This is a genomic window from Yersinia sp. Marseille-Q5920 (genome assembly GCF_946902935.1).
In the GTDB taxonomy this organism is placed as follows: Bacteria; Pseudomonadota; Gammaproteobacteria; order Enterobacterales; family Enterobacteriaceae; genus Yersinia; species Yersinia rochesterensis.
This window is the reverse complement of sequence record NZ_CAMPQA010000005.1, coordinates 19,691-34,453: the sequence shown is the minus strand read 5'-3', so window position 1 is coordinate 34,453 and position 14,763 is coordinate 19,691. Positions and strand designations below refer to the sequence as shown.

The following is a 14,763-nucleotide window of genomic DNA, read 5'->3' as shown; positions in this document are numbered from 1 at the left end:
ACCACGATCTTTCTCAAGACGTTCTCTCTCAAGACAATGGCAGTTTGTTAGAACCACAAAGTTGTTTGTCAAAAACACAATATTACTCTACACCGACAGTCAGGCGGGCTACGCGATTAGCCTTAATGTACTTGCTCAAATCTACTGGATTACCCTGATACATAATCGTCAATGCACTCGGTGCACCAATGGTCAGTTTATAGGGCGATTTTCCTGATAGATTGAGGGTCGCGCCTCCTTTTTGGATACCGCTAAATAATGTCTTTCCGCTCGCATCAACTACCTGTAGCCAGCAGTCAGCGGTGAAATTCATGACCAATGAGCCGACAGATGAGGCAGCACTCGTTACCCCAGCATCTGCTGTAGGTAATGGTGATTGCGCGGTAGGGACATCAGGCATAGGTGCCTGGCTGGGTGAAACGACCGCAGGCTCCGCTGAGGCCGTTCCTTGGGGATCAATTGTGGCAACACGGTTATTCACCGTATCTGCCGGTGCTGCACTGTTCGTCGCTGGTGCAGTACCGTTTTCTATTGGAGTAGATGGTTGGCTATTTGCGACCGGAGCTTGAGTCTCTGCTGAGGTCGCAGGTTCGCTATTATCATCAGTGAGCGACACAGATTGACCGTCATTTTGCGACAACTGAGCAGAGGATTGATCAGCCATACTGACTATTTCTGCTTGCTGCGCCTGATGATTTTGCCACCACCATGCTCCCGTTAGGCCGAGCACAACCAACACAATAAGCCAGGTGAAACTCATCAACCAGCTATCACGTTTTTTATGCTTTTTACCCAATGAGAAACTTTGCATCGGAGCCACTTTTTCCGCTCTGATCGGTGCTTGTTTTTCCAACATTGGTAATAGTTCATCTTCAGGAAGGTGAACCAGTTTAGCGTAAGAACGAATGTAACCACGGTGGAATGTCGAGGCGAGATTAGCTTGTGCTTTATCCTCCTCAATATCACGGATTGTGGATACTTTCAGACACAGACGTTCTGCAACCATCTGCTGAGTTAGCCCTAGTGCTTCACGGGCTTGACGCAGGCGCACACCTGTCGTCTCTGGAACAGTTTGATCTTGGGAGGCTTCAGTATTCATTAGCTAGAAAATGCTGGTACTGTTTGGATTGTGGAAAACTTCGCGCAAGCTGCTTGCCATAGCGTTGAACACTATCTTGACGGCCTGCTAGCGCGGCGAAACGAATTTGTAACCATAAACTTTCAGCACTGGCTGGAAGGATATGTTGATAAACATCCAGTAATAATTGCGCCTGAGCGCGATTTCCTTCTCCAAAATGCCTTTCAGCTTCTGTGAGCAACGGCTCACCTTTATCCGGATCATACTTCAATGCCCGGCTCAACAATACCCGAGCCTGGTCATTTTGATTCGCCCGTAAAAAGCAATATCCCGCGTTTTCCAGACTATCTGCAACCTGACCGTAATCAGGCGACAGCACCGCTGCGCTAAACTGTTGTTGGGCCGGTACATACTGCCCTAAACTACACAGAAACGCACCGTAATTATTCAGTACAGTGCCATTTCCCGGTGCCAGTTTCATTGCTTGTTGATAACGCTGCTCTGCGGCGCTGTTTTCACCGATGCGTTGCTCATAAAAAGCCATACCTAATTGAGCACGATAATCCTGTGGATCTGCCGCTACAGCCTTCTCAAGGTTCTGCCGCGCAGCATTAAGATCACCTTGCGCCAGATACTCTAAACCCAGTTGCAAACGAGTCTGCCCTGCGGCGGGTTGGCTCACTTTTTCCGGCGATGAACCAGAACAGCCTGCCACCAATGCGCCCGCTATCAGGCAAACTCTCCACAGTTTTATCAGCTTCATGCTTTCTCAATTATCCTTATATGTGAAGATACCCGTCATCTTTCAAATTGCTGATGTGTTAGCGGCTCTCATGATGCGGCCCATCCATGGAGTTCACGTCTACCTGACCACTGCAATTTTAAACTCTCTGGGTATAGAGCACTCAACGAATTATAAGTTGAATAACAAATAGTTATACACAAACAATTAGCATTATGAATCAGACTGTTTTAATGGCGATAGGTTCACCCGCCATTTTCTTTTTCAAAGTGCGCTTGGTACGGTCAATGACTTCACCGGCCAATTGACCACATGCCGCATCGATATCATCACCACGCGTCTTACGAACTATTGTCGTAAACCCGTATTCCATCAATACCTTAGAGAAACGATCCACCCGGCTGTTCGAGCTACGGCCATAAGGTGCCCCTGGGAACGGGTTCCATGGGATCAAGTTAATCTTACACGGCGTATCTTTCAAACATTCAGCTAGCTGATGAGCTTGCTCGGTGCTGTCATTGATGTGATCCAGCATAACGTATTCAACCGTAACCCGCCCACCATTGGCATTCGATTTCGCTAAATAGCGGCGAACGGCGGCCAGAAAAGTTTCAATATTGTATTTACGGTTGATAGGCACAATTTCATCGCGGATATCGTCTGTAGGGGCATGCAGCGAGATGGCCAAAGCCACATCAATCATATCACCCAATTTATCCAGCGCCGGAACCACACCGGAAGTGGATAATGTCACTCGACGTTTGGATAAACCGAAACCAAAATCGTCCATCATGATATCCATGGCCGGTACCACGTTATTCAGGTTCAATAAGGGTTCGCCCATCCCCATCATCACCACGTTAGTAATAGGGCGGTTACCGGTTGCCTTTACTGCACCAATAATCTTGGCCGCACGCCATACCTGGCCGATGATTTCAGACACCCGCAAGTTACGGTTAAAACCTTGCTGTGCCGTTGAGCAGAATTTACATTCTAAAGCACAACCCACCTGTGATGACACGCACAAGGTCGCGCGGTCCCCTTCAGGGATGTACACCGTCTCGACTTGCTGATCGCCAACTTTGATGGCCCATTTAATGGTGCCGTCGGTTGAGCGCTGTTCTTCCGCCACTTCAGGTGCGCGGATTTCGGCCACGCGCTGTAACTTGGCGCGCAGCACTTTATTAATGTCGGTCATTTGCTCGAAATCGTCGTAGCAATAGTGATACATCCACTTCATGACCTGGTCGGCACGGAAAGGCTTCTCGCCCATCTCGGCAAAAAACTCGCGCATTTGCTGACGATTTAAATCCAGCAGATTGATTTTGCTGGTGGCTGATGCTGCGGTGGCAACCGCGTTGTCAGGCTGAGGGGCAGCATCAATTGGCGTTGATGCAGTTAATAATTGTTCAGACATGAGTTGTCGTGGCCTCGTTATTACACTTTACGGCGCTGCGCTTTAAACCGGGTACGGCTTTCGAAACGGCGATGAATAAATAGATGAATAAATAATAGAACGCCCCAGCGGAGTTGTCTCCACCGGGGCGCGGCATTGTACGAATTTTAAAGCAGGGATTCCATGATTGGAAAGGCGCACAAGCAACTTTATTGTTTCAGTTGATTAAATAGTGGCCATTTCTACATCTAATCAATTAATTAGCTGCGAGGAAAAATTTCATTCGCAGCAAAGAAATAAGCAATTTCCCGCTGAGCTGATTCAACCGCATCAGAACCGTGTACGGCATTAGCAGTGAAACTATCAGCAAAATCAGCACGCAGAGTACCCGCCAGCGCGTTATCCGGGTTAGTTGCGCCCATAATATCACGGTGGCGCTGAACGGCATTTTCACCTTCCAAAACCTGAACCATGATTGGGCCAGAGGTCATAAACTCAACCAAGCCATCGAAGAATGGGCGGCCTTTATGTTCAGCGTAAAAACCTTCCGCTTGTTCTTTGGTCAGGTGCAGCATTTTTGCAGCAATGATTTTGAAACCAGCACTTTCAAAACGCGCATAGATGGCACCGATGTCATTATTGGCAACAGCATTGGGTTTGATAATGGAGAAAGTACGTTCTAAAGCCATGATAACCTCTATTGGATTTTTAATATTAACCGGACTCGGAACACGCCCCGATAAGTATCATAAATAAACACTTAAACTTGGCTGGTGGACAGTTCCTTTACGACAAAATTATGCCGTCCTTTGTACAGTGGCCGCCGATTATATGTGCGCGCCTCACACTTGCCTACGGGAATTACAACATTTCATTAAAAAAATTTTATCTTAATTACTCATTTTTATGCACAACTCACATTTTAGATACAAACCTGTTTTATCACTGCCCCCTATTAAAAGGCAACTCCCTGGCAGCACAGGTGAATTTGGGGTCAGAGCTCATCAATAAACTTAAATCCCACTTTCTTTTTGACAATGGCCGAAGGCTTACTGATAACGTCGGATACTAGCGCTCGTTTGCCTTTTTTACTCAAATGATCAGCCAAGGCCTTGATCGCTGCAGTTCCTGCCCCTCTTATTGTGCCCTCTACTTCTGGGTGTAATACATAATCAGGGTGAGTCAGTGAACCTGAAATACCAACATCAAACTCATTGATATCAATAGCCATTGTGATGCTAATTATCTGCCCGGAAAGGCGGACTACCACATAAATATAGTCATCACTGCTGGTTCGCAACCAACTTTGCGCAACATCACTAACAATACGCGCTGCCTCAATCACTCCATCACCAGTCGTGACCGCATCATTAATCCCCCTCCTACCGGCACTACTGCTAGCACCAGTATCAGTCAAAACCTTATCATCCTTGCTAACCGGATCATCCATATTTTCACCTGATGCAGGCACCGTCAGAGAGGGTTGTTTAGCTTGGTGATACACTTTTCGCCATTGGTTAATCACTGGTATAATATTTAGCCTGGCTGCCAGTGTGTTGTCCGTAGTCCCACTAATCACCTCTATATCAAAATTTAATTCGGAATCTTCTACCCAATTCCCCCCTCGACGTATACGGGGCGGGGTCACGGTAAATTGAAAATTTGGCAGCGCTAATTCATAACGACCCAAGGATAACTCCTGTGCTACCGCCGGTGAGTGGGCGCTATTATCAGCGTCATGCTGGCGCAAATAATTGGCATAACTAAGCTGTGAGAAATCAAATGCCGTTTTGATGTGTAAAAAACCCGCCGCATTTTCAGCCAGATGTGCCTGAACACTTTCAATCAACCGCGTTTCCACCAGGCCATTCGTCTGCGTATCATCGATATTTCCCTCTTTAATAATGTGTTCAATGACACGACCAAAATTTTCAGCATTCCAATGATCTACACTGTCACCAAATAGCAAAGTGAAATCAGTCAAAATACTTAATGTCCAATCAACACAATTCGGGGTTAGATCACGCCGAATACGTAAATTAGGCAATAATTGTTCTTTCATCGGCACCTTGCAGGCTAATGCAGTCGCCGGTATGGTTAATGCTTTGCTCCACATATCAACATTTATATGTGTTAATGTTGCCTCAATGTCAGAAGAAATATCTGTAATACTCGTTTCAAACTCCATAGTGTTATTAGTGTTTTTTTTCGGCAACGGCTTTGCAGAACCAGATATTTGTAATATTTTATTGTCGTTATTAGCAAAGAAAGCAACAGTATTATTTATAAACCTGTCGGCTTGATTGCAGTTACCTTGGATAACATAGTTATAAATACTAATGATGGGTATAAACCAACAGGCAGCATTTCCAATAAAGCTTCGTACCTGTCGAGATGACATCTTCTCTGCTGCCAGGACGACTTTATTAATAATCAGAGGCTTACTTTTATGATCATAATATTTGTTATTATAATTCTCAACAAATAATCTTATATTAGCAAATTCAACATCAAATAAAGAACCAACCAAAGGTGATATATATACTGCTTGACTCCCCACAGACTCAATAAACTGAACTTCAGAATAACCACCATTAAACCTAAATAGAAATGATAATGTATCACTAAGTTCATCTAATTCAAATATATAACTATTTTCTTGGTGATTCTTATGCAGCAACAATATCACCAACCCCATAACCTTGATAATGTCGCCATCAAAAAGTTTAATGGCATAATTATCTTCCCCACTAATATTGAAACTAATTAATACATCTTTATATTTAATTCTGTCATCTATCCAATATTTTCCAAATTCATACCCTATAGGAATATAAATAGATTTTTTCACAATACAATATTGATCACAAGTAAAATACTCCTGTTGAGAAACCTTCATGCTGGTTATATTTTTATTCATACCAATTGCTTCTAAATCGCCAGCAGAAAAATCATTCATTATTACATAATATTTCCCGCTGTAATTATCATCTTCATAAAGAGTCACTTGAGTATCTGGCGGTAGCTTTATAGAACTAATTCTATCATTAAATGTATTGACGATATGATATTTACGATCCGCAGGATCACTGTCATGATAAAGGTCTAAACTCTCATTACCGGACAAACAAAACGAGTCACCAGCAAACGCATCAAGTTCATAAAAACACGCGGCGCTTCTGACCTTAAAAGAACTAATGTTGTCATTTAAATCTGCCCAGCGCAGGGATGACAATGAATCCACACTATCTTTCAATGTTAATGTTCTGCCAGAAAAGTTGATATCTTTAAAAATAGAAACCACTAACCCACGAGGAACAGAAATTGACGATATCCGATCATTCCACTTAAGAGGTATATCATTAATAGCATTACCCTCTGTAGTACAAAGAGATTCCCCCTTATAATTTTCATCAACGAAAAAACAAACTTTAGGGTCATTAGAAAACACATCAAAACTTAACATTGAAACTAACGAAAACAATATGAATGGAATTTTATTTCTTATCATACATCCTCCAATATTTTATTAATTATAATGAAATTACATTATTTTATTATAGTAAAGTTCTTAACAAAATTAAGCGCATAATTAACCTGAAATTAAAGGAAATCATATAAAAATAACCTCGAACATATTACATTAAAATAAAGAAGGTCATTAATATGATTTTTATTACAAGCATATTATTTTAGTGAAATAGAAAAAATAGACTATCATTTAAAATCATAAGCATAATCGCTAATTTAATTTAAATACCAAATTACTCACCTGCCCACTTTCATCCAATATATTAAGCTGATAACGGCCCGGTGTTGTTAATGTTTGTATCCACGACTGATTATTCTCAGTCACCGCCACCTGCTCCCCATTGAGGAACCACCATCTTTGTCCACGCCCACCTTGTGCTGCTAAGCGGAGGTCGAGACGATTTCGGCCCGGCAATCGCTTCACAACGGCACCGTCACGGATACCTAAAACCAACAAGGGTGCCGCCTCAATATCACCTTGTGGCGGGCATTCACTGCTGGCTGCGGGGAGTCTTTGGCTACGGCGCTCTGCCAGCGGTAGCCAGGGTTCAAGCGGTAGTGGCCAGAGAGTTAACAGGGCTGGGTTAGCGCCCGGGCAATCTGCCGCAACTCGTTTGCCTTGAAGATTTAACCACACACGGAGTTGGCTACCCTGCATATTTTCCTGACCAGGTGCAGCCAGGGTTGGGGGCAAAGTGCCGTCAAGAACCCAGCTTTGCCGCCGCTGTCGGCAGTTACTATCACCCGCAGCAAGCGGTTGCCCACCCGGCCAGCAAATTTCTTCGCGGCTAACAGAAGATGGGCGGGGATCAAGAGGCAACTGGCGGCCATTTTGCTGTAATCCCGTCATCAGTAAGTTATTGACCTGATTAAGAATAGGAATGGCAGTGGCATAACCAAACTGCCCGGCGACCGGTGTACCATCTGGCCGACCAACCCACACGCCAATGGTATAACGCGCGTTAATACCTATCGCCCAAGCATCACGATAACCATAGCTGGTGCCGGTTTTCCATGCCAGCGGCACAGTGGCCGGTAAAATATCATCCGGTAATGGCCGGGCTTCCCCCGCCATGATTCGCCGGGTAATCCATGCAGCGCCTGGCGAAAATAACCGCCGCTCCTGCACCTGCTGTTGGGGTTCGAACCGCAAACTGGCCGCCATTCCGCCGCGCGCAAAAGCACTGTATGCCGCGACCAACTGATCCAGCCGTGACCCTGTTCCTCCCAAAATCACCGCCAAACTGGGTTCACTGTGAAGAGGAAAACGTAAGTTCAAACCGCCATTACGCAAATTAGCGGTAAAACGTTTCGGGCCATAGGCTTCCAGTAATTGCACCGCCGGTAGATTTAATGAACGCACCAATGCCTCGCTGGCACTGACCGGGCCGTGGAATCCGGTATCAAAATTGCCGGGCCGATAATCACCAAAACGGCGCGGCACATCTTGCAGCAGTGATTCTGCATGGATCAGGCCATCATCCAAGGCCATCGCGTAGAGAAATGGCTTCAATGTTGACCCCGGCGAGCGCCAGGCGCTGACCATATCCACATGGCCGAAGCGGCGGTCGTCTTGAAAATCGACCGAGCCGAGGTAAGCACGCACTTTCATGCCGCTGTGCTCCACCACCAGCAATCCCAATGACGTTTTCTCGGGAAGTTGATGACGCCAACCTGCGGCCATATCTTCCAATTGCCGCTGTAACCCGGCATCCACTGTAGTTTGAATCACTTCCCGCTGATTGCCCGTCGTCAAGCGCCGAGCCAATAATGGCGCTAATTGCGGCACCTGACGTGGAGCCAGCCAAATATCTTCTTGTTTTATATCAGCCACTTGCTTCGCCGGCCACACCTGGTAATCCGCCAGTCTACTTAGCACTTTATCGCGTGCAGCTTTAGCCCGCAGCGGATAGCGATCCGGGCGCAAACGGCTCGGTGCTTGCGGCAACGCGGCCAATAATGCCGCTTCTGCGGGAGTTAATTCAGAGGGCGGTTTGCCCAGATATGTCCAACTGGCCGCGCCAATCCCTTGCAATGTGCCGCCGAAAGGGGCGCGATTAAGGTAAATTTCGAGAATTTGGTCTTTAGAAAAGTGCCATTCCAACTGAAACGTTCGCCAGACTTGGCGCAGTTTACCGGCTAACGTGCGGGGATGTGGGTCGATTAAGCGGGCAACTTGCATAGATACGGTGCTGCCGCCAGAAAGAATCTTACCCGCCCGCAAATCCTGCCAGGCGGCGCGGGCCAGCGCCAATGGGTTCACACCAGGATGAGAATAAAACCAGCGGTCTTCAAAGGTCAGCAGCGCTTGCAGATAATAAGGAGAAACCTGTGGCAGTGCCACCGGATAGCGCCACACACCATCAGCATCGGCAAAGCGCCATAACGGCGTGCCATCTTCGGCGGTGACCACTCGCGCGATCTGTACTTCGGTCAGCGGAAGCGGCCAGCGTTTATCCGCCAACCACAATAGGGCCGGAAACAGTAAAACGATAAGCGCCAGCAGCCAAAGTTTACGGCGATGACGGGAAAAGCCTATTTTTAGCATCAAGACTATTTCGCTCCCCTTTTACCGGTACCGCAAAAGGGGAGTAAGTGTTTACTTCACTATTTCGAGCTGCGACACCGTGCTACCCAGTGCTCGCCAGTCCGGAACATACATAGATTCCACCTGTGGCGCAGGCACTTGATAGACTCCCGGTGTTACCGCGCGCGCCAGGTATAGCAAGGTGGTGTGGCGGTATCCATCGACATTGACTGCGGCAACATAGCGGTCATCGCGAAATTCCTGATGTTTGATATCCGACTGCTGCATATCTTGCATCAACTCCGTCACACTGCTGGCGCTATCCCCCAGACTGGCACTGCTGTCGCCCAAGTTTTGGTTTTCCAATTCCAAACCGGCGGGCAGCAAATCGACCACCAGCGCATCTGGCACCCGTTTATCGGCCCAGACATCTAAATGCACCAAAACTAACTCGCCACTTTTCAACTGTGATAAGCGCAGCGGCTGGCCATCAAGCCCCATATAACTGCGGGTGATATGTAAATTATTGCTAAATGGCGCAGGCGTTTGCTGCGGGTATCCCACGATATCCACACGGCTATACAAAGCAACATCGCCACGGTTTTGTAATTGCATTCCGCTCGCCAGCTGTTGCGCCGACCAGTTTTGGTTCAATGCCGTGCTTTGCGTCAATGTTGCTACCTGTTCGATCGGCTCAACCTGTGGAGCTATCGCCACCTGCCACGGCGTTTCTGCCCCACTCATCAATGTGCGGCCCGCAAGGAATACCGCATTGCTCTCCTGCGTGGACAGATAGTTGCGGCTGGTCAGCGCATCAGACAGTGCCAACAGCCGGGTATCACGCGCTTCCGGCAGTAAATTGTTATCAGTTAACAGGGCTAAAATCAGCGCATCATCGCGCAGCGAACTGCCGTAATCTTCCAGCCAATAATCTTTATCACTGCGGCTGGTGTTCAGCCCTTGGGTAATGGCCTCTTTAGCTCGTGGCATATCCCCCATCAATTTCAGCGCCACGCCCAGTTGCACCAACGGCAAACCGGAGTGCGCATCATTGCTGCGGCTATACAATTGGCGCAAAGCGCCCAATGAAGCTTGCTGCTGCTGTGCCAACACCAAGCCCGCGTAGGCCTGCACCGCAAAACGGGTATGTTTAGTTTGTTCGCTGTAGCGAATTTCAATTTGGCTCGGGTCTTGTAAATAGCGCTGCAAACGATTATTCGCCGCAGTGAGCGCCGCTACTGGCACACTGTACCCTTGCTGGCTGGCGCGATAGAGGAAATCAGTGGCATAAGCCGTCAGCCAAAATTCTTCTGGGCTATTATTGCTCCATAAGCCGAAACCGCCGTTATAGCGCTGCATACTGAGCAAATGCTCGATACCGACATCAATGCTTTTGCGCCGTTTTTCATCACTGTCGGCCTTGATACCCAGCGCCGTCAATTGAGCATGATTGCTGTACAAAGAGGGATATAACCCGCTGACGGTTTGTTCCAGACAGCCATAAGGATAGGCATATAACTCACTGATATAACGCGCTAAATTCAGTGGCGGCCGGCTGGTTATCAGCAATTTCCCTTGTAGAGTTTCAGCGGCCAGCCCTGCGGTAGCCTCTGCGGGTAAACTCCAGCTATCACCACTGTGCAACACATTGGCGAAATGGCGAGTCTGAGCCGGATACGCGGGCCGCACTCCAATTTTCCAATGATGCTGGTAATCCGGCAGCTTTTCATTCGGTAAAACCATCCCCGTGATGGTCAGGCCGATATCACCCTGCCCAAAGCCATTCAAGGCCCGCACCGGGATCAGCACCGTCTTGCGCTCGCCATTGGCCAGCGAGATAGCTTGGTTTTGTGCGCCATTGAGTGCCAGTAAATCGCTGGCGGCCCATTGAAGTGACAAAGTTTGAGGTTGGCCGGATAAATTGCTCAAATCCAAGGCCAGTTGGGTACTATCCCCTCCGGCCAGGAAACGCGGGGTGGCGAGTTGGGCGATCAATGGGGCCGCGACCACCACTTTAGCTTCCGTTTTACCGAAATCTTCTTCGCTCCAGGCTTGTGCCATCAAGCGCAGCTCACCGTTAAAGTCAGGGATAGCCAGTTCAATGGTGCCCTCACCCTGTGCGTTTAATGTCACCGGCTGGGCTTGTTGCGCCACAATAGTGACTTCCGTAATGGGCTTTTTACCACCACGGGAAAGCGCATCTTCGTCATCCCCATCCCCACCAAAACGCAGACTCGCCAACCGCCCCTGCCCTTCAATTAATTGCCCATAAACATCATATTGATCAGCACTGTAGCGTTTGCGACCAAAGAAAGCGTCATAGGGATCTGGCGTGGCGTAATCCGTGATATTGAGAATCCCGCTGTCAACCGCCGACAACAATACTTGCACTTTTTCGGGTAACGGCGCACCGGTGCGGCTAGCTTTCACCTTGACCGTCAAGGTCTGATTCGGGCGAATTCGCTCCGGTGATTCCAGCTCGAGCGCCAGTTTGCGGGTTTCATCCACCAGCGGCAGATGCAGCAAACCAATGGCGCGTTTGGGGGTCGCCTGCTGTGACTTATCACCAGGGCGAATTACTGTCGCGCTAAGATACAAATCATGGCGGTTCCACTGTTTGTTAATCGGCACTTCAACCTCAGCGCCGCCAGCCGGAATGGTCACCTCCTGCCACCACAATGGGCCGTCACTGGACTCCACCAGCAAATAGCCATTACCGGCAGCCGGGGCTTCAATGTGTAATTTTACTTTTTCGCCCGGGCGATAAGCCGGTTTATCCAGTGTCAGTTTGACCTGGTCTGGCCGAACCGCACCACTGCCTGCGGTATTATCCTGCCAGCTATACCCCGCCCAGAAACGGGAGCTAGTGACTAATTCATTATCTGGATGACTCACCTCAATCCGATATGCGCCCCACTCCACCGGGAAGCTGACCTTGGCGCTGCCGTCGGCGGGAATATTCACTGACTGCTCGGCCAGTGTCAGATCTTTTTTATCATACAGTGACTGCCAGCCATCACTTTCTGACCACTGCCAATAGTAGTCGCGGCGCTCACGCACCAGTTTGACTTTCAAACCATTCACCGCCAGTTTTTCACCGTCAGCATTAGCATAAACAATGTCGAAATCAGCGCTGGTGTCTTGATCAACCATGGCCTGCGATTTATAGCTGTCACTGCGGTAATCATAAACTTGCTGCTGGTTAAACAAGGGGCGAATCCCCACCAGCGCATCAGCTGGCCACAATGCTTGCTCAGCGCGCCGTGTGACCGGCCGCCCGCCGGATTCCAGCAAACTGGCCTGTAAAATCAGTTTCAGCGGCGATTGCGCATTCTGCCAACTGTTATCGACTTCGATGTCAGCTTGGCCATCACTGTCAAGAGTGGTATCAAACTCATCCAAGGTGCGCGAGAGATTTTCTTCAATAACTGAACCGAATTCAAAACCGGGTAATGATGCCACCGCTTCCCGCAATGGGCGCAGGAATAACTGCCCTTGCAACCGGTTACCGGATGCTGGAGCGCCATAAAGATAGCGGCCAGTGATGGCAAAGCTCGCTTCGCTGTCGGTGGCAATGGGTTCTTGACTCGTGGCAATCTCTAATGCCATGCGTTCTGGCAGAAAATCTTCGACTTTAAATTTATACAGGCGCGGCTGGTTATCGCCCAGATTCATGCGCAGTGACCATTCACCGGTGGGGCCGCCTTCCGGAATGGCGTATTGATATTGATACAAACCGGCTTGCGGCTGCCAAACAAAGCTGCGCACCACTTGGTTATCGGGCTTGAGAATATCCACTTTAACCGGCTGGGTGGTCAGGGGTTTACCATCAGCGTCACGCAGTAACCCATTGACAATTAACGTTTCTCCGGGGCGATAAAGGTCTCGCGGGCCAAAAACAAAAAATTGCTTTTGGAAACCTTCCGGCCCGGCGATATCAAACTCGGCCAGATCCAGCGCCGGTGTATTGAAATCAATCAAGCTGGTTTGGCCGTTTTGCGAAGCCAGCAGCAATTTCGCCTTAGCATTCTTTTCCAACTGCGCATGGCCCTGACCGTCAGTTTCAACCTGTGCCAGCACTTGGCCTTTTTCATCCAGCAATTGCAGCTGCACCCCTTTCAAGGCCGCCCCGCCAGCTAATGCTTGGGTAAAGACATCCATCCGGTCATGGTAGCTGTGCAGCGAAACACCCATATCACTAAGCGTAAATAAGGTGGCCGCATTGGTGTAGCTGTAACGCCCGGCTTGTTGCATCACCGCCAAATAAACACCGGATTCTTGCAGCGGCTTGATTTCGGCTAATGGAAGCATCAGTTTTTCGCGGGTATTGGCGGTAGGATTGAGGTCAAAACGGCCGTTATAGACTAGATCGGCCATTTTCAACAATTCGTCCGATTCCCAATTCGACAGCGCGCTGCGGTACTGCCAGTTCGCCAGGAAATTAGCCAGGCTGCTTTGCTTAATGCGGAAAAAGTTAACATCAATGCTATCAACATTGAGCGCCATAACCGGCAAGCCCTGTGCCAATTTACCCGGCAATAAAGAACCTTTACTGGCAAACCCGACACTCGGTTTGATATCGCGGGTGGTTATTTGCTGCTGTTGTTGTTTACCCAGCTCAGTACCGCCGATCCCTCGCAAAGTGCTATCAATGGTCAGCAGTAATTTACGTTCAGGTTTAAGATGACGTAACCGCAGCTCCATCAGATTGTCGGATAACTCCCAGGCACCGTCGATTTTACCGCTAACGGTATCAACCAGATGCACATGAGAGGAAAAGTCTTGTTTGGGATCCAATGGTTGCGAGAAAGTCAGCACCATGGCACTGGCACCATCGAGTTGTAGTTCAGAGGCATCCAGTAAAGTTAGCGGCTGACCCGCATGCTGTTTTGTTAGCTCCGCCAACTTGTTTGCATCGTCTATTTTGCTCACCGTTGCTTCGGCTGCCGGTTCACTGGTCTGTGTCGTGGCTGGGGCAGCTGGAGCGGCAACATCCTTATTTTTACTCTCATCATCACAGCCCGCTAATAACAGCACGCTACTTAACAAAACGGCACTGACCAAGAGAGCCATCTGGCGCCCTTTTATTCTCGACATTAACCGATGCAAACCGTTGTGATTCATATCTCTCTCCCTGGTTGATGGCAAGATTATAGCATTCACCTGAAAGGGAATATAGACAGATAAACCGACATTATTTTATATAGGAAATATTCTCGTTTTTTATCTAATTAGCTTTATATAAATAGAACAAAACAGGAAAAAACACATAATAATCATATTTAATATTTTTTTAATAAAAATTTAAATTAACGCCGACATAAAATAACCATTTGCATTATTGGATTTTTATCCAGTAAAAACAATGAATTAAAACAAACACATTTAAATAAAAACAAAACAAAAGATAAAATAAATATAAACAGACACCTTTTATTTTTTAATAAATAGGCAAAACCACCTCACGCCATTATATTTCACCCAACATC

Annotated in this window: 7 protein-coding genes; all 7 read right to left on the bottom strand. The window is 47.8% G+C overall.

Going from position 1 to position 14,763, the window contains the following annotated elements:
* Positions 1–82: 82 nt before the first annotated feature.
* On the bottom strand, positions 83–1,099 hold the full coding sequence (rodZ, locus tag OVO64_RS08555; protein ID WP_038635443.1) for a cytoskeleton protein RodZ: 1,017 nt from the start codon (positions 1,097–1,099) through the stop codon (positions 83–85).
* The gene (pilW, locus tag OVO64_RS08550) at positions 1,089–1,841 is read right to left on the bottom strand and encodes a type IV pilus biogenesis/stability protein PilW (protein ID WP_145509817.1); all 753 of its coding nucleotides are present in this window, start codon (positions 1,839–1,841) and stop codon (positions 1,089–1,091) included. The genes rodZ and pilW overlap by 11 nt, the downstream gene beginning before the upstream one ends.
* Positions 1,842–2,040: 199 nt before the next feature.
* Positions 2,041–3,237: a bifunctional tRNA (adenosine(37)-C2)-methyltransferase TrmG/ribosomal RNA large subunit methyltransferase RlmN gene (locus OVO64_RS08545; protein ID WP_038635448.1), complete on the bottom strand. Its 1,197-nt coding sequence runs from the start codon at positions 3,235–3,237 to the stop codon at positions 2,041–2,043.
* Between the two features lie 239 nt (positions 3,238–3,476).
* On the bottom strand, positions 3,477–3,905 hold the full coding sequence (gene ndk / locus OVO64_RS08540) for a nucleoside-diphosphate kinase (protein WP_038635451.1): 429 nt from the start codon (positions 3,903–3,905) through the stop codon (positions 3,477–3,479).
* Positions 3,906–4,210: 305 nt separating this feature from the next.
* Positions 4,211–6,727 (bottom strand): peptidase inhibitor family I36 protein, encoded by a 2,517-nt coding sequence (locus OVO64_RS08535; RefSeq protein ID WP_186379528.1) that lies wholly within the window; start codon positions 6,725–6,727, stop codon positions 4,211–4,213.
* Between the two features lie 231 nt (positions 6,728–6,958).
* Entirely contained in the window at positions 6,959–9,295 is a 2,337-nt protein-coding gene (gene pbpC, locus OVO64_RS08530) for a peptidoglycan glycosyltransferase PbpC (protein WP_186377437.1), read from the bottom strand.
* A gap of 51 nt (positions 9,296–9,346) precedes the next feature.
* Positions 9,347–14,398 carry an alpha-2-macroglobulin family protein gene (locus tag OVO64_RS08525; protein ID WP_267248716.1) on the bottom strand — a complete coding sequence of 1,684 codons (5,052 nt, stop codon included), beginning with the start codon at positions 14,396–14,398 and terminating at the stop codon, positions 9,347–9,349.
* Between the last annotated feature and the right edge of the window lie 365 nt (positions 14,399–14,763).